The 20,537-nt window shown below is 63.3% G+C and carries 22 protein-coding genes; 14 read left to right on the top strand and 8 right to left on the bottom strand.

What is annotated here, in order from left to right; all coding sequences use genetic code 11:
• Nucleotides 1-6 precede the first annotated feature (6 nt).
• Both ABD050_RS05135 and ABD050_RS05130 read right to left on the bottom strand, forming a co-directional pair.
• Nucleotides 7-1,521 carry a fumarate hydratase gene (locus ABD050_RS05135; RefSeq protein WP_343888150.1) on the bottom strand — a complete coding sequence of 505 codons (1,515 nt, stop codon included), beginning with the start codon at nt 1,519-1,521 and terminating at the stop codon, nt 7-9.
• An 87-nt stretch (nt 1,522-1,608) separates the two neighbouring features.
• Nucleotides 1,609-2,241: a glutathione S-transferase family protein gene (locus ABD050_RS05130; RefSeq protein ID WP_343888149.1), complete on the bottom strand. Its 633-nt coding sequence runs from the start codon at nt 2,239-2,241 to the stop codon at nt 1,609-1,611.
• Between the two features lie 162 nt (nt 2,242-2,403).
• On the opposite strand from ABD050_RS05130, the gene ABD050_RS05125 reads away from it, so the two are divergent.
• Nucleotides 2,404-3,333: a sigma-70 family RNA polymerase sigma factor gene (locus ABD050_RS05125; protein ID WP_343888148.1), complete on the top strand. Its 930-nt coding sequence runs from the start codon at nt 2,404-2,406 to the stop codon at nt 3,331-3,333.
• 241 nt (nt 3,334-3,574) lie between these two features.
• The gene (locus tag ABD050_RS05120; protein ID WP_343888147.1) at nt 3,575-6,229 is read left to right on the top strand and encodes a putative bifunctional diguanylate cyclase/phosphodiesterase; all 2,655 of its coding nucleotides are present in this window, start codon (nt 3,575-3,577) and stop codon (nt 6,227-6,229) included.
• A 32-nt stretch (nt 6,230-6,261) separates the two neighbouring features.
• Here ABD050_RS05120 and ABD050_RS05115 read toward each other — a convergent pair whose 3' ends face one another.
• Both ABD050_RS05115 and ABD050_RS05110 read right to left on the bottom strand, forming a co-directional pair.
• Nucleotides 6,262-6,921 carry a glutathione S-transferase family protein gene (locus ABD050_RS05115; protein ID WP_343888146.1) on the bottom strand — a complete coding sequence of 220 codons (660 nt, stop codon included), beginning with the start codon at nt 6,919-6,921 and terminating at the stop codon, nt 6,262-6,264.
• A 12-nt stretch (nt 6,922-6,933) separates the two neighbouring features.
• Nucleotides 6,934-7,578: a dihydrofolate reductase family protein gene (locus ABD050_RS05110; protein ID WP_343888145.1), complete on the bottom strand. Its 645-nt coding sequence runs from the start codon at nt 7,576-7,578 to the stop codon at nt 6,934-6,936.
• Between the two features lie 74 nt (nt 7,579-7,652).
• Here ABD050_RS05110 and ABD050_RS05105 point away from each other — a divergent pair, with 74 nt between their 5' ends.
• The 3 genes from ABD050_RS05105 to ABD050_RS05095 all read left to right on the top strand — a co-directional run bounded on the left by ABD050_RS05105 (nt 7,653) and on the right by ABD050_RS05095 (nt 11,389).
• A complete protein-coding gene (locus tag ABD050_RS05105) occupies nt 7,653-8,150 on the top strand; it encodes a winged helix-turn-helix transcriptional regulator (RefSeq protein ID WP_343888144.1) in 498 nt (165 codons plus the stop codon).
• 593 nt (nt 8,151-8,743) lie between these two features.
• Nucleotides 8,744-10,693: a ribonucleoside-diphosphate reductase subunit alpha gene (locus ABD050_RS05100; protein WP_343888143.1), complete on the top strand. Its 1,950-nt coding sequence runs from the start codon at nt 8,744-8,746 to the stop codon at nt 10,691-10,693.
• 201 nt (nt 10,694-10,894) lie between these two features.
• Nucleotides 10,895-11,389 (top strand): endonuclease domain-containing protein, encoded by a 495-nt coding sequence (locus ABD050_RS05095; protein ID WP_343888142.1) that lies wholly within the window; start codon nt 10,895-10,897, stop codon nt 11,387-11,389.
• A gap of 2 nt (nt 11,390-11,391) precedes the next feature.
• Here ABD050_RS05095 and ABD050_RS05090 read toward each other — a convergent pair whose 3' ends face one another.
• Nucleotides 11,392-11,634, bottom strand: a complete 243-nt coding sequence (locus tag ABD050_RS05090; RefSeq protein ID WP_343888141.1) for a DUF2171 domain-containing protein — start codon at nt 11,632-11,634, stop codon at nt 11,392-11,394.
• A 74-nt stretch (nt 11,635-11,708) separates the two neighbouring features.
• On the opposite strand from ABD050_RS05090, the gene ABD050_RS05085 reads away from it, so the two are divergent.
• From ABD050_RS05085 to ABD050_RS05055, 7 genes are read left to right on the top strand one after another with little or no spacing between them, the layout of a single operon-like run.
• Nucleotides 11,709-12,026, top strand: a complete 318-nt coding sequence (locus ABD050_RS05085; protein ID WP_343888140.1) for a hypothetical protein — start codon at nt 11,709-11,711, stop codon at nt 12,024-12,026.
• Nucleotides 12,026-12,220, top strand: coding sequence for a hypothetical protein (locus ABD050_RS05080; RefSeq protein ID WP_343888139.1), 195 nt, complete (start codon nt 12,026-12,028; stop codon nt 12,218-12,220). Before ABD050_RS05085 ends, ABD050_RS05080 begins: the two co-directional genes overlap by 1 nt.
• Complete coding sequence (locus ABD050_RS05075) at nt 12,217-12,513, top strand: hypothetical protein (RefSeq protein ID WP_343888138.1); 297 nt, start codon at nt 12,217-12,219, stop codon at nt 12,511-12,513. The genes ABD050_RS05080 and ABD050_RS05075 overlap by 4 nt, the downstream gene beginning before the upstream one ends.
• An 11-nt stretch (nt 12,514-12,524) precedes the next feature.
• Nucleotides 12,525-13,589, top strand: coding sequence for a ribonucleotide-diphosphate reductase subunit beta (locus ABD050_RS05070; RefSeq protein ID WP_343888137.1), 1,065 nt, complete (start codon nt 12,525-12,527; stop codon nt 13,587-13,589).
• Nucleotides 13,528-14,163 carry a Panacea domain-containing protein gene (locus tag ABD050_RS05065; protein WP_343888136.1) on the top strand — a complete coding sequence of 212 codons (636 nt, stop codon included), beginning with the start codon at nt 13,528-13,530 and terminating at the stop codon, nt 14,161-14,163. Before ABD050_RS05070 ends, ABD050_RS05065 begins: the two co-directional genes overlap by 62 nt.
• Nucleotides 14,163-14,966 (top strand): hypothetical protein, encoded by an 804-nt coding sequence (locus ABD050_RS05060; RefSeq protein ID WP_343888135.1) that lies wholly within the window; start codon nt 14,163-14,165, stop codon nt 14,964-14,966. Before ABD050_RS05065 ends, ABD050_RS05060 begins: the two co-directional genes overlap by 1 nt.
• A gap of 60 nt (nt 14,967-15,026) precedes the next feature.
• Nucleotides 15,027-15,281 (top strand): DUF2442 domain-containing protein, encoded by a 255-nt coding sequence (locus tag ABD050_RS05055; RefSeq protein ID WP_343888134.1) that lies wholly within the window; start codon nt 15,027-15,029, stop codon nt 15,279-15,281.
• Between the two features lie 66 nt (nt 15,282-15,347).
• Here ABD050_RS05055 and ABD050_RS05050 read toward each other — a convergent pair whose 3' ends face one another.
• Both ABD050_RS05050 and ABD050_RS05045 read right to left on the bottom strand, forming a co-directional pair.
• On the bottom strand, nt 15,348-16,277 hold the full coding sequence (locus ABD050_RS05050) for a hypothetical protein (RefSeq protein ID WP_343888133.1): 930 nt from the start codon (nt 16,275-16,277) through the stop codon (nt 15,348-15,350).
• Nucleotides 16,278-16,843: 566 nt separating this feature from the next.
• Entirely contained in the window at nt 16,844-17,230 is a 387-nt protein-coding gene (locus ABD050_RS05045; RefSeq protein WP_343888132.1) for a hypothetical protein, read from the bottom strand.
• A 186-nt stretch (nt 17,231-17,416) separates the two neighbouring features.
• Here ABD050_RS05045 and ABD050_RS05040 point away from each other — a divergent pair, with 186 nt between their 5' ends.
• Together ABD050_RS05040 and ABD050_RS05035 are read left to right on the top strand one after the other, a co-directional pair.
• The gene (locus ABD050_RS05040; RefSeq protein WP_343888131.1) at nt 17,417-17,707 is read left to right on the top strand and encodes an excalibur calcium-binding domain-containing protein; all 291 of its coding nucleotides are present in this window, start codon (nt 17,417-17,419) and stop codon (nt 17,705-17,707) included.
• A gap of 173 nt (nt 17,708-17,880) precedes the next feature.
• On the top strand, nt 17,881-18,555 hold the full coding sequence (locus ABD050_RS05035; RefSeq protein WP_343888130.1) for a DUF4893 domain-containing protein: 675 nt from the start codon (nt 17,881-17,883) through the stop codon (nt 18,553-18,555).
• A 188-nt stretch (nt 18,556-18,743) separates the two neighbouring features.
• On the opposite strand, the gene ABD050_RS05030 is transcribed toward ABD050_RS05035, so the two are convergent.
• On the bottom strand, nt 18,744-20,279 hold the full coding sequence (locus ABD050_RS05030) for a PAS domain-containing protein (protein ID WP_343888129.1): 1,536 nt from the start codon (nt 20,277-20,279) through the stop codon (nt 18,744-18,746).
• Nucleotides 20,280-20,537: the final 258 nt, after the last annotated feature.

Raw genomic sequence — 20,537 nt, 5'->3', positions numbered from 1 at the left:
CGACGATCAGGCGAGCAGTTTCTCTTTTGCGATCTTCTCTTTCCACACCAAAGGCGCCAGCTGGTGCACATTCGCACCCGTGGAATCCACCGCCACGGTCACCGGAAAATCGCTGACCTCGAATTCGTAGATCGCCTCCATCCCGAGATCTTCGAAGCCGACGACCTTCGAACCCTTGATCGCCCGCGCGACCAGATAGGCAGCGCCGCCGACCGCCATCAGATAGGCGCTCTGATGATCCCGGATCGCCTCGACCGCAGCCGGCCCCCGCTCGGCCTTGCCGACCATCGCGAGCAGGCCCTGGTCGAGCATCATCCGGGTGAACTTGTCCATTCGCGTCGCGGTGGTGGGGCCGGCGGGGCCGACCACTTCCTCGCCGACCGGATCGACCGGCCCGACATAATAGATCACCCGCCCGGCGAACTCGACGGGAAGCGGCTCGCCTGCATCGAGCATGTCCTTGATCCGCTTGTGCGCCGCATCGCGGCCGGTCAGCATCTTGCCATTGAGAAGAAGCCGGTCGCCCTGCTTCCACGACTGAACGACCTCGGGCGTCAGCGTATCGAGATCGACCCGGATCGCCGCCTTGTCGGGCGTCCAGTTGACGTCGGGCCATTCTTCGAGCTTCGGCGCTTCGAGATAGACCGGCCCCGAACCGTCGAGCGTGAAATGGGCGTGGCGGGTCGCGGCGCAATTGGGGATCATCGCCACCGGCTTCGACGCGGCATGGGTCGGCCAGTCCATGATCTTCACGTCGAGGATGGTCGACAGCCCGCCAAGCCCCTGCGCGCCGATGCCGAGCGCGTTGACCTTGTCGAAAATCTCGACGCGAAGCTTTTCGATATCGGTCTTCGCCCCGCGCTGCTTCAATTGCGCCATGTCGATCGAGCCCATCAGGCTCTGCTTGGCGAGCAGCATCGCTTTCTCGGCGGTGCCGCCGATGCCGATGCCGAGCATCCCCGGCGGGCACCAGCCGGCGCCCATTTGCGGGATCATCTCGAGCACCCAGTCGACGATCGAATCGCTCGGGTTCATCATCTTGAACTTGGACTTGTTCTCGCTGCCGCCGCCCTTGGCCGCGACATCGATCGAGACCGTGCTGCCCGGCACCATCTCGACGTGGAGCACGCTCGGCGTATTGTCCTTGGTGTTGCGGCGGGTGAAGGCCGGATCGGCGAGGATCGAGGCGCGCAGCTTGTTCTCGGGGTTGAGATAGGCGCGGCGTACGCCCTCATCGATCACCTCCTGCAGCGAGCGATCCGATTCGAGCCGGCAATCCTGCCCCCATTTGACGAAGACGGTGACGATCCCGGTATCCTGGCAGATCGGCCGGTGCCCCTCGGCGCACATCCGGCTGTTGGTCAGGATCTGCGCGATCGCGTCCTTCGCCGCCGGGCTCTGCTCAGCCTCATAGGCGACGCCCAGGGCGCGGATATAATCCATCGGATGATAATAGCTGATGAACTGAAGCGCGTCGGCGACGCTCTCGATCAGGTCGGCTTCGCGGATAGTGACGGTCATTGGCCTCGCTCGACATGGGAATGCGGGTCGCGCCTAACCCAGTTCCGCGCGAAAGGGGAGAGGCGCGAACGCACCTCTCCCCCAAGCTCATGCCGCCTCGCGCACCGGCGCCTTGCCGAGCGCCTTGTGCCAGGCGGGCATTGCGGCGACCCGATCGAAATGGCGCTGAATGGCGGGATAGTTGGCGAAATCGACCGGAAGCCGGTCGCGATAGGGCTCGCACGACGCGACGGCATAATCGGCATAGGTGATCGTTTCGCCGACCATGAACATCCGGTCAGCCAGATGCGCCTCGAGCACCGGCGCGAACCGATGAAAGCCCTGTTCGGCCCGCTCGACCACCGCCGGATCGGCCGCGCCCCGGCCTATCGCCGGCTTCACCGCTATCTCGAAGAACAAGGTGCCGAGCGCGCCGTTGAAATGGATCGCCTCCCAATAGAGCCAGCGGAGGATCTCGATCCGCGCGCGCATGCCCGGAGGGAAGAGCGATTTGTCGCTGGTCGATTCAGCCAGATAGACGCCGATCGCGTTCGACTCCCACAGCGTCATCTCGCCGTCGACCAGGGTGGGCGCCATCCCGTTGGGGTTGATCGCACGATAGGCGGGCGACTGGGCTTCAGCACCGGACACCTCAATGAGTTCGACGGGAAGACCGAGGTGATGGATCACCGCCAGCGGCTTACGGCTGGTGAGCGAACCGGGCAGGATATAGAGCTTCATGGGAGCCTCCAGAACAGGGGCGCCGACCCGATGCCGGTCGCCTGTGTCCTTGACGGGGGCCACCCCCGAAAGGATTCGCGGACCTGAATTTTTCGGCACCGAATCCTTTCTGCCACTGCCAGCGTCATGGTTTCGAAAAGGCGCAACAACAGGATCGAACCAATGAGGGACAGCGCACGCGAAACCGGCGATGCGGCCCGCACGGCCTTTGACCGTCGGCTGGGCGAGATCCGCCCCGCGCTCCATCGTTACGCCGCGCGCATGACCGGGTCGGCGCTCGACGGCGAGGATGTGGTGCAGGATGCGCTTGTCCACGCGCTCGCCGCGTTCAACGGGGCATCGCCGCTGGAGAATGTGGATGGCTGGCTCTTCCGGATCACGCACAACGCAGCGATCGATTTCCTCCGCGGCCGCAGCCGACGCGGCGCGGCGCTGCCGCTCGACATGGCGGGCGCGGTGACCGCCGTGGACGATACCGCCAGCCGGATCGCGTCCCGGGCGGCGCTCCGCGCCTTCATGCAGCTCCCGCCCCAGCCCCGGAGCGCGGTGATCCTGAAGGATGTTCTCGGCCATTCCAATGATGAGATCGGCGCGATCCTCGGCGCCACGCTGCCGGCGGTGAAGGCGGCGCTCCACCGCGGCCGGGCGCAATTCAAGCTGTTGGCGGAGGCTGGCGGCGAGAGGCCGCTCCCGACCCTGGACAACGACCAACTCGCTCGTCTCGCGCGCTATGTCGACCGCTTCAACGCGCATGATTTCGACGGCGTCCGCGCCATGCTGTCGGAAGATGTGCGTTTCGACCTGGTGACGCGGGCGCGCTCGGTGGGCCGTTCCGCCATCACTTCCTATTTCACCAATTATCGCGGCATCGACGACTGGCATTTGCGGATCGGCCTGGTCGATGGCCAGCTGGCGGTGATCATGACGGATCCCCGCACCGGCACGAGCAATCCGACCAACATCATCGCGCTCGATTGGGCCGGGGATTCGGTGAGCCGGATCCGCGATTTCCGCTATGCCCGTTACGTGCTCGACGGCGCCGAGATCGTCCTGCTGCCCCAGGTCGGCCAGCGGCGTTTGACCGGCGCTTGATGCGCGCTATCCCCGTACTGCAGCACCAGTCGAGGAAGCCGATGTTCCGACTGGCCGTCACCGCAGCCCTGCTCGCCTCAGCCGCACCTGCGATGGCGGCGCCGATCGCCTGCTCGCCCCGGTCGGGCTGCCCTGGGCGTGGGAGAAGTACCGCCCGTTCGATCGATCTGCCAATCAGTGAAATGCTTCCTTCACCATGCCACGAAAGCAATTTTGCAAGATTAGGCGCTAACCGAAACGAATGATTGGCTCTTTCCACCCGTTTCGAGCGCTGACGACGACCGCGGGCGCGTTCCGCGACGATCTCGCGCCAGGGCACGAGCGGGCAGCCGGGCAGGCTGAGGCACTTCAAACCCAGGTCGATCAGCTCGCGGCGACATGGCCTTTCGCGCTGGCGGCCCTGGTCTGCGCCCCCTGCCTGTCGTGGTACATGGCATACAGGCTTCATCGACCCGATCTGCTCGATGCGATCGAGTATCGCGGCGGCCTCGTCATCGGGCTCGGATTGCTGGCATGGGCATTGCTCTCGCTGCCCGCCTTTGCCCGCTGGTCGCCGCACGCGCATGTTCGCGGCGCAACCATAATCGCCGCCGGGATCGCCGCCGCACTGTTTTCGCTGCTCGGCGTCGCCGCTGAATTCCCCGTCAGCCCAGTCCAGCTTGCGAGCTTCGTCGCGATCTTCAGCGCCATTGTGGTCGCAGCCGTGGTGCTGCACCCGGTGCGCGCGGCGACGATCGCTTTCGCCGCCGCGCTGGTCGTCGCGATCACCTTTCAGTCCCGCTTCGGGCCGGCGAGCGGCGTCGCGTTCGTCTTCTTCCTCTATCTCGCCACTGCCACCTATCGCCTCGCCAAGCTCGACCAATCCGCATCGGGGAGCCGCGGCGCCAGCGAATCTCAGGGTCGAATGGCCGCACGCCTCGTCCACGAATTCGAAAGCCACACCACCGGCTGGTTCTGGCAGACCGACAGCCATGGACAGGTGATCTATCTGTCGAGCAAGGTGGCGACCGAGCTCGATACACCCGAGGCGCCGGCAATCGGCGAAATGCTCACCGCCCTGTTCCGGATGGACAGCGCATCGCCCGAGACCGAGCGCACGCTTGCCTTCCACCTCTCGTCGCGCACCGCTTTTTCGAACTATTCGGTTCGTCCGGCGAGCGCCAGCAAGCTCGAGCGCTGGTGGTCTATTTCCGGGCGCCCGACGACTGACGAGCTCGGCCGCTTCCAGGGGTTCATCGGCAGCGGCAGCGACCTGACCGAGCGCCGGCGCGCCGATGCCGAGATCACCCGCCTCGCGCTGTTCGACAGCCTGACCGGCCTCGCCAATCGCCAGCGATTGCGGCTGTCGCTCGATCAGATGCTCCATCAGCCGAAAGGCGCGTACCGCGCCACGTCGCTGCTGCTGCTCGATCTCGACCGGTTCAAGGCGGTCAATGATACTCTCGGCCACCAGGTCGGCGATTCGCTGCTCAAGCAGGTCGGCCAGCGCCTGCACCGCGCGGTTGGCGATGCCGGGCTGGTCGGGCGGCTCGGCGGCGACGAATTCCAGGTCGTGCTGCCGAGCGAATCCAACCGCGAGCGGCTCGGCGAGCTTGCCCGGGCAATCATCGCTGCCCTTTCCCAGCCCTATTTCATCGACGGATCGTCCATTACCATCGGCTGCTCGATCGGCGTGGCGATCGCGCCCGAGGACGGCCGCGATTCGGAAACCCTGATCCGCAATGCCGATCTCGCGCTCTATGCCGCCAAGGCCGACGGGCGCGGCATCCATCGCTTCTTCCGCCAGGAGCTGCTGATCGGTGCGCAGAGCCGCAAGCAGCTCGAGGACGATCTTCGCCACGCGCTCGCGCAGGACCAGTTCCACGTCGCCTATCAGCCGGTGGTCAGCACCAGGACCGAGCGGATCGTCGGCTATGAAGCGCTGATCCGCTGGGATCACCCGACCCGCGGCGCCATCTCGCCCACCGAGTTCGTGCCGGTCGCCGAGGATACTGGGCTGATCGAGGCGATCGGCGAATGGGTGTTGCGCACTGCCTGCATGGAGGCGGCGACATGGCCGAAGGATATTCGCGTCGCGGTCAATGTCTCGCCGATCCAGTTCGCGAATCCAAGCCTGCCGACGGTCATCACCAGCGCACTCGCAAAATCCGGCATCGCGCCCGACCGGCTCGAACTCGAGATCACCGAGGGCGTGTTCCTCGACGAGACGGCATCGTCCGAGCACATGTTCAAGATGCTGAAAGGCCTGGGCGTGCGCCTTGCGCTCGACGATTTCGGTACCGGCTATTCGTCGCTCGGCTATCTGAAAAAAGCGCCGTTCGACAAGATCAAGATCGACCAGAGCTTCGTGAAGGGCGCAGCGATCGCCGGCAACCGCAATTCAGCGATCATCAAGGCGATCGTCACGCTCGCCGACACGCTCGGCATGGAGACGACGGCGGAGGGCGTCGAGGTACAGGACGAGATCCTGCTGATCCGCGAACTCGGCTGCAGCCACATCCAGGGCTATGTCTATGGCAAGCCGGCGCGCGCGGCCGAAGTGGTCAGGCAACTCGCCGCCGCGGACGGCATGGCGACCGCCTCTGGTTACCGAGTCAGCCGGAGCCCGCGCCATTCGATGATCCGCAACGCCCGAATCGCCGCCGGCGATGTCGAAGGGGAAATCCGGATCCGCAACATGTCGGCGACCGGCGCGATGATCGACGGCATCGATGTCGGCGATGACGCGATCGGAATCGAGATCCTGATCGAGCTGCTCGAGGATCAGATGTTCCCGGCCAGAGTCAAATGGGCGGCCGATGGCAAGGCGGGCCTCGAATTCGCGCAGCATTTCAATATGGAGCGCCTCTCCGCGCCTGCCTCCGCCTCAGCGATGCCGATAAAGCGATCGGCCTGACCCTTTCTTTCCGTCTCCCGGAAAACGCAGCCTCAATCCCGCCCCTCCGGCGCCCCGAGCGGGAAATAATGCCGGTAGGGCCGCGCCTCGTCGAGCGCCCGCGCATAGGAAGGCCGCGCCAGCAGGCGACGACGATAGGCGTGGACGTTCGCGAAACGCTCGGGGATCGCATGAGTCCAGTCGGCATAGAGCAAGGAGGGCGCCGCAGCGCAGTCGGCCAGGCTGAAGGCCCCGCCCGCCGCCCATTCGCGGCTCGCCATCCACCGGTCGAGCACTTCATAGGCGGTGTCGAGCTGAGTCCGCGCGTCCTTCACTCCCTGCGCGTCGCGCGCCTCCTCGCCACGCAGTGCGTCTCCGACGACCTTCTGCATCGGCGTCATCACATAATTGTCGAAGAAGCGGTCGAGCAGCCGCACCTCGATCGCCGCATCGGGATCTTCCGGGATCAGCCGCACCGGCCCGGGATGATGGACGCCGAGATATTCGATGATCACGCTCGCCTCGGGCACCGGCCGCTCGCCGTCGACCAACAGCGGGAAGCGCCTAATCGGCCACAGGGCGCCAAAGTCGCTGTTCGCCGGCTCGCTGCCGTCGAGCATGACGAAGTCGAACGGCACGTCATTCTCGTAAAAGGCGATGAGCGCCTTCTGGTGATAGGATGAGAAGGGATGGCCATAGAGTTTCAGGGTCATGATCGCTCCTCCTTATTGCCTTGTCAGCACGATATGAGTCGCCTTCTCGCCCTGGGCGTGTTCAGTCACCGCATAGCCGAGCCCGGGCAGATCGAGGCCGGCAAAGAGGGGCTCGCCACGCCCGAGCAGCACCGGCGACAAAACGAGGTGCAGCTCATCGATTGCGCGGACGGCGAGATATTGCCGTATCGTAGCCGCGCCGCCGCCGATCCGGATATCGCGCTCACCCGCCGCTTCCCTCGCCAGCGCCAGCGCAGCGTCGGGGCCGTCCGTCACGAAGTGGAACACGGTGCCGCCCTTCATCTCGATCGGCGCCCGCGCGTGGTGAGTCAGGACGAAGACCGGGCAATGATAGGGCGGCGTATCGCCCCACCAGCCCTTCCATGCGTCGTCCGGCCAGTCGCCGCGAATCGGGCCGAACATGTTACGGCCCATGATCCAGGCGCCCATCCCGGCCATCGAGCGGGCGGCATAGTCCTCGTCCACGCCGGACGACCCGCCCTCTTCGCCGAACATCGTGCGAAAGGTCTTCGTGGCGAAGGCCCATTCATGCAGTTCCTTGCCGCGCACGCCGAGCGGATGGTCGAGGTCCTGGCCGGGGCCGGCCGCAAAGCCATCCACCGAAATAGAAAAAGCGCCGACACGAACCTTCGCCATCTTTCCTCTCCAAAACCGATTGCGAATCACAACTGGTTGCTGATCGCATAACTGCTCCTATGTTACAACCAGTCATGACGATCCATATCGACGATCCGCGTTCGGGCTGTCCGATCAACCTCACCATCCAGGCGCTGGGCGATCGCTGGAGCCTGATCGTGATCCGCGACGTGATGTTCGGCAATCGCCGCCATTTCCGCGAATTGCTGGGCGGTTCGGAGGAGGGCATCGCCTCGAACATCCTCGCCGACCGCCTGAAGAAGCTGGTCGCCGCCGGGTTCCTCGCGATCACTGACGATCCGAGCCACAAGCAGAAGCATATCTACAGCCTGACCGAGCCGGCGATCCAGCTCGTGCCGCTGATCGTCCAGCTCGGCGCCTGGGGCCGCCGCCATCTGCCCGTCACCCCGGTCCTCGCGATTCGTGCGCAACTGCTCGAAGAGGGCGGCCCCGAGATGTGGGCCGACTTCATGGACGAACTGCGCACCACGCATCTCGGCGCAACGCCTAGCGGCCGCCCGAGCGTCGCGATGCGGCTCCGGGCGGCCTATGAGGCGATCAAGGCATCGTAACGCGAGACGTGCCCGTGGCTGCGCGTCGCGAGCCGAGGACTCGATGAGCCTTCGCTCCTCCATTTCACATTGCCTGCCAGACTTCAGCGCGAAAAAGCACCTCCCCGGACCCATCGGTCCTTGCTAGGTAGTTCTGCGTGGCGCCTTCCCGCGCCGCGCCGACGGGGCAGGAAAGCATAAAAATTTTGTCGCGTTCCGTGTTCGTTCCCTTGCCTTTCACGCAGCCCGCAGAACTCCACGCGTCGCTGCGCTGCAGCGTTTTGGCGGTGTGACGAGACGAGTCAAAATAGCGACGAACCGAGTCACGAAAACGTCATTTACCGGCTTGCCCTGAAATGGAATTAGGCACAATCTGTAGCGGTTGAGTTCGGGGGCGAACCCAATAACTGGTAGAGCAACAACCGGGATCCTATATTGCGGTATGGTCTTTCCCCGCGCTGTGAGGCGCGGGCGGGGAAGATTTTGTTCTCCGGGTTTGCCCCTGAAATGGTAGACAGGGGGTTCGCCCCCGATTCGAACGGACCGGGAACACCCAGGGCGATCCGCCAGGACACCGGTTGAGTATGTTTGATGGAAGCGGGGACGAAAGAGCGATGGATTTCAGAGACAGCCAGGAAGCGAGCGTAACCATGCCGACCGATGCAATCGAAGCCGTAACGGCTGAAGCGGCGCCTGCCGCGGACACGTCGAGCAAGCATGGCGGCGCGAAGCGCAAGCTCGCCGCGCGCACCGATTCGAAGTCGGTGAAGCAGCAGCTCTACCCGGTCGAGGTCGATCATTCGCGCGACGCCCTGCTCACCGATTTCGGCAAGGACACACTGACTGACCGCTATCTGCTGCCGGGCGAGAAGTACCAGGACCTGTTCGTCCGGGTCGCCTCGGCCTATGCCGACGACGCCGCGCATGCGCAGCGCCTCTACGACTATATCTCCAAGCTGTGGTTCATGCCCGCAACGCCGGTGCTCTCGAACGGCGGCACCGGGCGCGGCCTCCCTATCTCCTGCTTCCTCAACTCGGTGCCCGACAGCCTGAACGGCATCGTCGACACCTGGAACGAGAATGTCTGGCTCGCCTCGCGCGGCGGCGGCATCGGCACCTATTGGGGCAATGTCCGCGGCATCGGCGAGCCGGTCGGCCTCAACGGCAAGACAAGCGGCATCATCCCGTTCGTGCGGGTGATGGATTCGCTCACCCTCGCCATCTCGCAGGGCTCGCTGCGCCGCGGTTCGGCCGCTGTCTATCTCGACATCTCGCATCCCGAGATCGAGGAATTCCTCGAGATCCGCAAACCCTCGGGCGATTTCAACCGCAAGGCGCTGAACCTGCATCACGGCGTGCTGATCACCGACGCCTTCATGGAAGCGGTCCGCAACGGTGAGGAATGGACGCTGACCAGCCCGAAGGACGGCTCGGCCCGCGCCACGGTCGACGCGCGCTCGCTGTTCCAGAAGCTGGTCGAGACCCGCCTCGCGACCGGCGAGCCCTACATCATCTTCTCCGATCACGTGAACAAGGCGATGCCCAAGCATCATCGCGATCTCGGCCTCAAGGTCTCGACCTCGAATCTCTGCTCGGAGATCACGCTGCCGACCGGCAAGGACCATCTCGGCAATGACCGCACCGCCGTCTGCTGCCTGTCGTCGCTGAACTTCGAGACCTGGGACCAATGGAAGGGCGAGAAGGGCTTCATCGAGGACGTGATGCGCTTCCTCGACAATGTGCTGCAGGATTTCATCGACCGCGCCGAACCCGGCATGGAGCGCGCCGCTTACTCGGCGATGCGCGAGCGGTCGGTCGGCCTCGGCGTGATGGGCTTCCACAGCTTCCTCCAGGCGCGCGGCCTGCCCTTCGAGGGCGCGATGGCCAAGAGCTGGAACCTGAAGATGTTCAAGCACATCAAGGCCCAGGTCGACGAAGCCTCGATGCAGCTCGCGATCGAGCGCGGCCCCTGCCCCGACGCCGCCGACATGGGCGTGATGGAGCGGTTCAGCTGCAAGATGGCGATCGCGCCGACCGCGTCGATCAGCATCATCTGCGGCGGCACCAGCGCCTGCATCGAGCCGATCCCGGCGAACGTCTACACCCACAAGACGCTCAGCGGCTCCTGGTCGATCAAGAACCCCTATCTCGAGAAGCTCCTCATCGAGAAATCGAAGAATTCGGATGCGGTGTGGAACTCGATCCTCGAGCAGGGCGGCAGCGTCCAGCATCTCGATTTCCTGAGCCAGGAGGAGAAGGATTGCTTCAAGACCAGCTTCGAGATCGACCAGCGCTGGCTGATCGAGCTCTCGGCCGATCGCACCCCTTATATCGACCAGTCGGCGTCGTTGAATCTGTTCATCCCGGCCGATGTCGAGAAATGGGACCTGCTGATGCTGCACTTCCGCGCGTGGGAGCTGGGCATCAAGTCGCTTTACTATCTCCGTTCGAAGAGCATCCAGCGCGCCGGGTTCGCCGGCGGGGTGGAAGCCGACAACACGATCGATCTGCGCGAGATCCAGGTCGATGTGAAGAATTACGACGAGTGTCTGGCGTGCCAATGATCCCCCGGATCATTGTCTTTGGACCAGCCACTCTGGCGTGCCAGTGATGTGGCAAAACTAAATCGCCCTCACCCTCCCACACGGCTGCGCCGTGCGGGCCCCTCCCTCTCCCGCTGGGAGAGGTGTATTTGCCGCGCAACCCAATTCCCTCTCCCGGCGGGAGAGGGAGGGAGCCGCGTAGCGGCGGAAGGGTGAGGGTGAGTGCGTAACTACCGCAACCTCCCCTCAGGCAGCGTCGACCGCGCAAGGGATCTGCGCCGCAACGCGACCGAGGCCGAAAAACGCCTGTTGCGCGCGTTGCGCGAGGTATTCCCGACAGCGAAGTTCCGCTACCAGGTTCCGTACGGCCCCTATTTCGTCGATTTCCTGAGCTTCAGCAGAAAGCTGATCGTCGAGGTCGATGGCGGCCAGCACAGCGAGGCAGCGACCCATGACGTGGCCCGCACGCGCTTCCTCGAAGACGAGGGCTACCGTGTCCTGCGCTTCTGGAACAACGACGTGCTGGCGAATACGGACGGGGTGATTGCCGCGATCTCAACATCCCTCTCCCAGCGGGAGAGGGAAGGAGCCCCGAAGGGGCGGAAGGGTGAGGGCGACAAAGCGTCACACCTCACCCAATCACCCTCACCCTCCCATGCTTCGCATGGGTCCCTCCCTCTCCCGCTGGGAGAGGGAAAGGTGGGAGAGGGAAAGTGACCTTACGCCTCTTCCTCGAAGGTCACCGCCACGTCGGCGTTGGCGCTCAGCCGGACCTTGTCGCCCTCGACATCGGCGACCAGGCCGAGCGAGATGTAGTGATGGTGCCCCTTGTGGCTCCCCTCGCCGCTGTCGGCCTTGGTGAGCTTGATGCGGTTGCCATCGACATGGTCGACGGTGCCGACATGAACGCCGTCGGCGCCGATGACGTCCATATGTTCCTTGATTGCGCTTGCGTCAGCCATGTGCAGTCCTCCTTCGTTACGGGTGCGTCCCCCCAACGCACGCTATCGTATTTCGATGCAAGGAGCATGTCAGGATGATCGGCACTTCATCTCGATTTTCGCCCGCGCGGCTTTCAGCGCTGATCGTCGCCCTGCTCGCGCTGTCCGCCTGCGCGGCGCACCAGGTCCATTCGGCGGTCGCGCCCGAGGCGCCCGGCTTCCTGCTCGGCGTGTGGCACGGCTTCATCTTCCCGATCGCCTGGTTCTTCTCGCTCTTCATGTCCGATGTCGCCGTCTACGCCGTGCCGAACAATGGCGGCTGGTATGATTTCGGCTATTTCCTCGGCATTGTGTTCTTCGGCGTCGGCTCGCACCGCTCGCAGAAGGTCGTCGTCGAAAGGGTCCGCCGCTGATGCTGCGCGCGCCCCTCATCATGGCGTCGGTCGCCGCGACCGCCGGGATCGCCGGGCTGGTCGTGTTCACCCGGCCGGGGCGGAGCGAGGGCGCCGTCTATGGCCGCCGCATCGCCGGCACCATGCTGATCGCGCTGGCGCTGCTGCTCGGCCGCTTCGCCTGGGCGCTGAGTTCGTGGGGGGCGGGGTCATGATTGCCAGACCCTATGCCAATCTCGCGCCTGAACGATTTCGTCGGCCGTTTGGGGCGCTTCTTTTCGTGGCGGCCCTGGGCTGCGTGGCGACCTTCGCGTTGCGCGACCTGGCCCATGTGCCAACGCCTTGGGACCAAGGCGTCCAGAACCTGTTCTTCTTCATGATGGGCCTGAATTTCCTGGTCTGGCCGAACGACGGCGGCGTTTCCCCTCTTGCTTCCCGGGTGATCGGCGGCGGGCTCGTTACCGTTCTCCTCTTCTCCTTCGCTACCTATATTATTCGTCATCTCTGAAAGGCGTATCCATGTCCCTCACCGAAGCCCGCAAGCAGTACAAGCCGTTCGAATACCCCTGGGCGTTCGAGTTCTGGAAGCGCCAGCAGCAGATCCACTGGATGCCGGAGGAAGTGCCGCTCGGCGAGGATTGCCGCGACTGGGCGCAGAAGCTGAGCGACCATGAGCGCAACCTGCTCACCCAGATCTTCCGCTTCTTCACCCAGGCGGATGTCGAGGTGCAGGATTGCTATCACGAAAAATACGGCCGCATCTTCAAGCCGACCGAGATCAAGATGATGCTCGCCGCCTTCTCCAACATGGAGACGGTGCATATCGCGGCCTACAGCCACCTGCTCGACACGATCGGCATGCCCGAGAGCGAATATGGCGCCTTCCTCGAATATAGCGAGATGAAGGACAAGCACGACTATCTGCAGACCTTCGGCGTCGACACCGACGAGGACATCGCCAAGACGCTCGCCATGTTCGGCGGCTTCACCGAGGGGCTTCAGCTCTTCGCCAGCTTCGCGATGCTGATGAACTTCCCGCGCTTCAACAAGATGAAGGGCATGGGCCAGATCGTCACCTGGTCGATCCGCGACGAGAGCCTGCACTGCGAGGGGATCATCAAGCTGTTCCACGCCTTCTGCAAGGAGCGGGACTGCATGACCAAATCGGTCCGTTCCGACATCATGGACATGTGCCAGACGACGGTTCGGCTCGAGGATGCGTTCATCGATCTCGCCTTCGAGATGGGCCCGGTCAACGGCATGACGCCGAAGGAGATCAAGAAGTACATCCGCTACATCGCCGACTGGCGGCTGGGGCAGCTCGGCATGAAGCCGATCTACATGATCGACGAACACCCCCTGCCCTGGCTGGCGCCGATGTTGAACGGGGTGGAGCACGCCAATTTCTTCGAACAGCGCGCGACTGAATATTCGAAGGCGGCGACGCGGGGGAACTGGAACGAGGTTTGGGACGGGTTCGACAAGCGGCAAAAGGCCAAGGCCGGGCCGGCGGCGAATGAGGATGCCGGCAGCGGTGAGGCTGGCGGGGATATGTTCTCGGCGGCTGGGGTGGCGGCGGAGTAGGCTTGCCGCAGGAGCTGGAACAAGATATGCACAAAGGAGGAACTTTTCTGATTTTGTGCATATCCAAGGCATTAAAGATTTGAACGTGAATCAGAATCCCAAAGCAATTGCCAACCTAATCCTTGAGGTTGCGAATACGCTTGGAACACGTGCCTCGAATTTATCAGTTAATAAAATAGCTTACTTCGCACATGGGTCATACTTAGCGAAATATAAGAAGCCGCTTATAGATGCAAAAATAGAGGCTTGGCAGTTTGGGCCGGTCTTTCGTGAGATATATCACGAATTCAAAAAGTGCGGTGACAAACCTATAAATTTTTTCGCCAAGGAGCTCAACCTTGAGACGGGTGAAATGGAAGTAGCCCGCTACGAGTTACCTGTCGAAGAAGAAGAATTCCTCCGAGATGTTATCGAGAGCTATCTTAAGATGACGCCCGGATACCTGGTAGAGAAGTCACACCTAGCAGACAGTCCTTGGCATAATGCTTGGTATCATGAGGGCCGCATCAATCCAGGAATGGAAATTTCGGATACGGCAATCTTAGAATATTTTACTGATCAAGTGAGGCATTGATGAAAGCAACGCTGGAAACGATACTCAAGAAAGTCGCCAATCCGCCAGCGCCCCAAAATTGGGTGCGATTGATAGTGGCGGATGACCAGCTGAGCACCGCTATTCGCATCGCGAACCTCGCGTTGGGCATCCCTGCGTTCAACTATGTCATTGGCATGAAGATGTGTCATGATCGCGTACAGTACAAGCTGGAGCTGGATACAGCTTTGAAGGCTACTGCAGGATATGGCGCGCCGGCGGGAAGAGAACAGAACGGAGAGTTTGTTCGAGCCTTTTGGGAGTATGACAAAACTCGTCAGTATTCTGAAGCAAGGTGCCTCGATAGCTATAATGGCTTTTTCCCTATATCTCGCCATGTCAAAATTCCTACTAAACCAACCTTCACGATATTGGAGAATAAGCAGCAGATTCCGGTAGTTCTTTGTGGGTGGAAGACCGTTCCGCTTGACCTTTCTCAGCGCCGTATCATTTCAACTGTTTATGAAAGCGGCCTGTTCTCATACGGCGCCTATCGCCATTCTCCTGCAGAGATCGTGTTCTTTCCAGAATTTGAAACAGAAACAGGCCCGCAGCGCTTTGCAGAGGTTTGGCGCAGGGGGGATTATGGGACACTTCCTGCGTCCGAGCTGCGGGATCTTCTAGAATTCTACTCCCTGGCCCAAGAGCAGGCGATCCCCATCATTCAGGAAAAATGGGCAAAGATTCAAGAAAAAGCCCGTGAGAAGGAGCGGCTCGAACGTGATATCGGCCGCGACGAGCCGCAGCCGATATCCTTACAGGATGACTTTTTTGATGGCCGGTAAGGTGGAAAACTAACTGATCACGCAACCGCACTACACAGTGAAGGACCGGGGTCGATCAGGATGATCAAATCTCCACAAGCCACATCGGTTCGCTTCGATGCGGAAAAGATGTGGGTGGAGTTGGACGACGGTCGGACCGTCGGCATCCCGCTCGTGTGGTTCCCACGGCTGCGCCACGGCACCCCCGAACAACGCGCTCAGTTGCGCATCAGCTCTGCCGGCTTGCACTGGGAAGAACTGGACGAGGACATTTCCATCGTCGGGTTGCTGGAGGGCCGTCGAGGCGGGACGTTCATGGCCGAGAAGCGTGTGTGATCCGGCGGCGAGGACCGCCGCATCGCCGGCCGGAACTGCGGTGGCGGGCTTGCCGCGAGGCCCTGATTACCGATCTTGCTTGTCGCCACACCGCGCCAACGAATATGGCACCCAATCCGTGATCAGCTTGTAGTTGCTAACCTGAGCCATCAACGGCCCGGCCATCGCCTTCGGCGTGATCGACGCGCTGAACGACTGCGCCACGGGATCGGCGTCGCTGACCGTCAGCGTCGCGCCCAGCACAGCCGATGGCGCGGCGGCATCGCTCGGCGCGTTGATCAGGCAGCCATCGGAATAGCTGGTGAGCAGGCTGCTCCGCTCATCGGTATACAGGCGGATCGAGCCGTGCTTGCCCTCGGGATCATATAATATCGGCTTGAGATAGATATACTTGCCGCTGAACCGATTAAACACCAGGTCGACATGGTCCCCGGGCACGAAGGCGCCCGGCACCGCCAGATAGGCCAGCGGTTTCAGCGGCACTGGCCCGACCTCGCGCGCCGAGAAGAAGCCGATGAAGGTCACTGCCTCGAACACGCCGTCGCGATCGCCGTCGATCAGGCAGGCCAGCGCCTTGAACGGCGTGAGATTGTCGCCCGACGTAAACGGCCCGAGCGCGAAGCGATCATCGTTGCAGAATACGGCGCCTTTTGAAGGCGTGCCGACGCCATCAGCCTTGCTGAACATGCGCGGATTGGGTGCGCGGATGAACGCCCTCTCGGTCAACACGGTGCCTTTCGGGACAGTTACCGAAAAGCCGTGCAGATCGATCGTGCGGTCCTCCTCGGTGCGTATCGTCGCGGGCCGGCGTAGCAACGCCCGCACCACGACATCGGCCTGGTGATAGGTCCTGCCATCGGCCGTCAGCGTCGCTGGATCGATCTGCAGTTCGCGAGGGGGCTGGATCAGATCGGTCTTGGCCTGCGCGACTGAACCCATGAGGCAGACCGCGGCCAGCCCGGATAGAAGATAGGGGAAACGTCGATGGCTGGGCACGATGAAGCTCCCCCGAGGGCATGGAGCCGGCATCATATTCACCAATGCTGCGCTGTCACGGCTTTTGCGGATTGCGGCCGCGCTGGATGGCGCCCGTAGCGAGCGGCGCGTAACGATCGCCGTTTTCCCTGTTCCTGACCGATAACAGGGAAAGAACAGGGAAGATTTTATTTTTTTGCCCCATTTTGCCGCTTTTCAGCGGTTTTTATGCAAATTAACGCAGCTTTTCGAGAGCGTTACCGTCTCCCTTCCCTGTTATTCGATAACAGGGAAACTGTCCGCGCGGAACAGCGAAGAGCCGCGCGCATAACAGCGAACGCCTGGGCAATAATAGGGACGGAAAGAAGCGCCGCGGTTTCGACCGTCATGTCAAAGAGCAAACCGAGCGGTTTTCACCCGCCCGGTTTGCACAATGCGCCGTTTCCGATTGCAGTTGAATCGACCGCCAAACCCCGGAGCGACCGGCACGCCTTCGCGCCCGCAATCGCCCTGTCGCGAACCGGTATCGAACCTGTCGGTGACCGCACCAACTCTCATAGCGGCGTATTGCCAGTCCCCCGCAAGGATCAGGCCCAGCGGAGCGCCGCGTCAGCCGTATCGTCGGGCCGCGTATTGAAGGCGATCCGCGCACCGGGGGCGTCGCGGTGGACCAGGTTGACCAGCCGCTCGAACAGCAACAGATGCTGCGGATTGGCGCGCACGCCGGCGCCGAACACCACGACATCATAGGGTTGCGCCGCCAGTGCCGCGGCAACGACTGCCTCCGCCGTCTCGCCGGTGTCGATCATGCACGATGTCGCCTCATGGCCGTGCCCGGCAAGCGCCTCGAGATCATGCGCGACGCCGGCCAGGATCACCTCGGCATTGATCCATGGCTTGTCGTCGAAGAAAGGCGCCGAGAAATCGATCACCGCCGGATCGAGCCCGACCACCAATATGCGTTTCTTTTCCATAGGTTCGTCCCCCTTCCCCGCCTGCGCGCCGGCAAATGGTCACCGCGCCCGCGTCGCGCTATACAATGAGAGCATTGCATTTTCGAGCATGGCGCAGGGGCCCGGTGCCCAACGGATAGCACCATGATGGCGCGATCCCCCGAAGCCAGTCACCCTTTCTCAACCAGTCCCCGGCATCCTCCCCGCATGGACCGCGGCTTCCTGGCAATGACGGGCGTGGCGTCGGCGCTGACCTTTGGCGGCGTGCTGCTCCTCACCGCGCCCTCGGCCAGCCAAAGCCCCGGCGCCGCGACGATCGCGCCGTCCTACGCTTATTATCCCAATTGCGACACGGCCCGTGCCGCCGGCGCGGCGCCGGTCTATCGCGGCCAGCCGGGCTATCGGCCCGAGCTTGACGCCGACGATGACGGCATCGCCTGCGAACCGCACCGGATTCACCTGGGCATCCACGTGCCGCACCGGGTTCGGATACGGTAGCGCCGGCGCCTGAGCAGGGCCGCGGAATCGATCTGTCGCGACAGCCGGGCGATCGGCCTGAAAAGGGGGCCGGCGACAGCGGCATCGCCTTCGAATCCAATCGGAATCATGTAGAGATCCGCATGCCACGCCGGATCCACCGACAGGACCGGCTTTCCCGGGGGAAAAGATCGTTGCGCCGCGCCGCTTGCTCTCTCGCCTTGTGCCTGCTCGCCGCGACGATCGGCGGGTGCGCCGCCATGAGCCAGCGGCACCGCCCGATGGCCATGGTCGAGGCGCCGGACGACCCCGGCCGGGCGTGGAAGGAGCGGATCGGCTCCGCCGACGCAGCCCGGCTCGACGCGCTGCCGGCGCGCTGGTCGGCCGCGCTGGCTGCCGCCCGGCCGCATTTCGCCGCCACGCTGGCGCGGGAAGGCGTGCTGCTCGTTCCCGCCCGCGCGCTGCGCTATCCGGCGCTGCCGCCGGGCTCCTATCGCTGCCGCGCCGTGAAGCTCGGCGCAGCCGGGCCGCGCCGGCCCGCCTGGCGCAGCTTTCCGCCTGCCTTCTGCTTCGTCGGCAGCGAAGCCGATGCCCAGTCCTTCACCAAGCAGACCGGCAGCGAGCGCGCCGCCGGCTGGCTCTATCCGGACGGCGGCACCCGCATGGTCTTTCTCGGCGCCTTTGCCGAAGGCACCGCCGCCGCGCCGGTCTATGGCGCAGCCAAGGGCCATAATGCGGTGGGCGTGGTCGAGCGCATCGCCCATTTCCGCTGGCGGCTGACCCTGGTGCCGACCGATGGATCGGCGCAGCTCACCATTTACGATCTCACCCCGGTCCCCGTCGAAGGGCAGATTCCGGAGACTGAATAAGGAGGTCGCCAGAAATCCGGACCATCGAACCGTTCGCCCCGAGGTGCCATCGAGGCCGCGCAGCGGCGCATCGAGAGCGCGCAGGCCCCGAGCGACAATCTGTCCCTCGATACGGGCCCTCGATACGCCGCCATGCGGCTACTCGGTCCCTACTCGGGACGAACGGGTGGGGTTTTACGCACGATGGTCTAAGCGTGCCCCTGGACCTCGCCGTTGGGGGCGAGCGGCAGGCTGAACGCGAAGCAGGAGCCGGTATGTCCGCTCTCCTTGAGCCACAGATCGCCGCCATGCGCCTCGACGATGGTCCGGCAGATCGACAAGCCGATCCCGGCGCCGTGGGGCTTGGCTGAATCGGACCATTGAAACAGCGTCTTGGCCGCCTCCGGCGACACGCCCTCGCCGGTGTCCTTGACCGAAACGATGACCTTGCCCTGCCGCATCGTGGTCGAGATCGTGACGCACCCGCCCGACGGGCCGAGCGCCTCGCAGCTGTTGCGGAGCAGGTTTATCAGCACCTGCTCGATCTGCGTGCGATCAGCGTCGAGTTCGATCTGTTCGGCGCTGCGATCGACGATCGCTGCGTTGCCGCAACCGGCCGCACGGACGAGCGCGACCGACTCATGGATGGCATCCTTGAGCCGGAAATGATCGCGCGGCGTCTTGCGCCGCTCGGTCAGCTTCTGCAGCTCGTGGATCACATCACCCCCACGACGGACAGCCGCGGCGATCGCCTCGAGCAGACCCTTGATCTGCGCGCGATGGTCGCCTTCCATGGCATTGAGCCGGCTGCAGGCAGCCACGTTATTCGCGATCGCGGTGAGCGGCTGAGTCATTTCGTGCGCAAGGGTGGCCGCCATCGTTCCCATCGCGCTCAATCTCGTCATGTGGATCAGATCGACCTGGAGCGCCTTGACCCGATCATCGAGAATCTTCTGCTCGGTTACGTCATGCCCTTCGCAGAAGATTCCGGTGACGGTGCCGTCAGGCGCCGTGATAGGCTGGTAGATCAGGTCAAGATAGCGTGTCTCGACATCGGCGCCCGGTTCGCGCTGCAGCTTCACGGGCGTCCATCTGGCGAGGAAGGCCTTGCCGGTTCGGTAGACCTGGTCTCGCTGCGCGAGAATCTCCTGGGTCGCCAGCTCGGGAAGCGCCTCGCGCATGGTGCGGCCCACCAGATCCCTGTCGCCGACCAGCTGCTGATACGCCGCGTTGGCAAAGGTGATGCGATGGTCGGGGCCTTCGGTGGTGGCGATGAAGTCCGGCGTCTGTTGAAACAGCTTGCGGAGCGCGCTCTTCTCGCGGCGCCGCCACTTGTTGTGGACCGTAAGGTCCACGAACGACGCGACATACTGAACGACGGCGCCTTGCCGATCGTGCACCGGCACGACGAGGAGCGAGGCCGAGACGCGGCCTCCATCCTTGCGCAGGCATTCGACATTCAGCGGCTCGGCTGAACCCTGGAACTCGCTTTCGATCAGCTTCAGCGTGTCCGGATTCTCGGCGCCCGTCAGAAGCCGCGCGAACGGCTTGTCGATCACCTCACTGCGTCGGAAGCCGGTCAGCTTGAGAAAACTGTCATTGGCGAAAATGATCCGATGGTCGGTATCAGCGCTGGTGAACACCATCGGCATGCGCGTCGCCTCGACGGCGACGACAAATGGACCGAGCGCCTGCTGGAAATGCTTAACGAGATCTTTATCACGTCTCTGTTCGTTTGCGCCCAACCCAGTTTCGCCCTTCCATGTCAGAGGTGCCAACGCGGCAATGGAGCGAAGTACAGCTAGTGAGTGTCGCGTCAACTATTGGCCGATGTCAAATCTGACTTTCACGCTTCGCCGCCGCGGCAAGGGGCGCGTTGCGCGGCTTGACTTCGTTCTGAATCGGGCCGTGCCTCGAGCCGTCTTTCCGTGCTCGGAAGGCAGGAGACCGGCAGGGACGGCCGCGAGTTGCCGGTCGCTATAGCGTCATGCCGACGGTAGCTG

The sequence above is a fragment of the Sphingomonas oligophenolica genome (genome assembly GCF_039522915.1).
GTDB classification, from domain to species: Bacteria; Pseudomonadota; Alphaproteobacteria; order Sphingomonadales; family Sphingomonadaceae; genus Sphingomonas; species Sphingomonas oligophenolica.
This window is presented reverse-complemented; position numbering and strand designations above follow the sequence as displayed.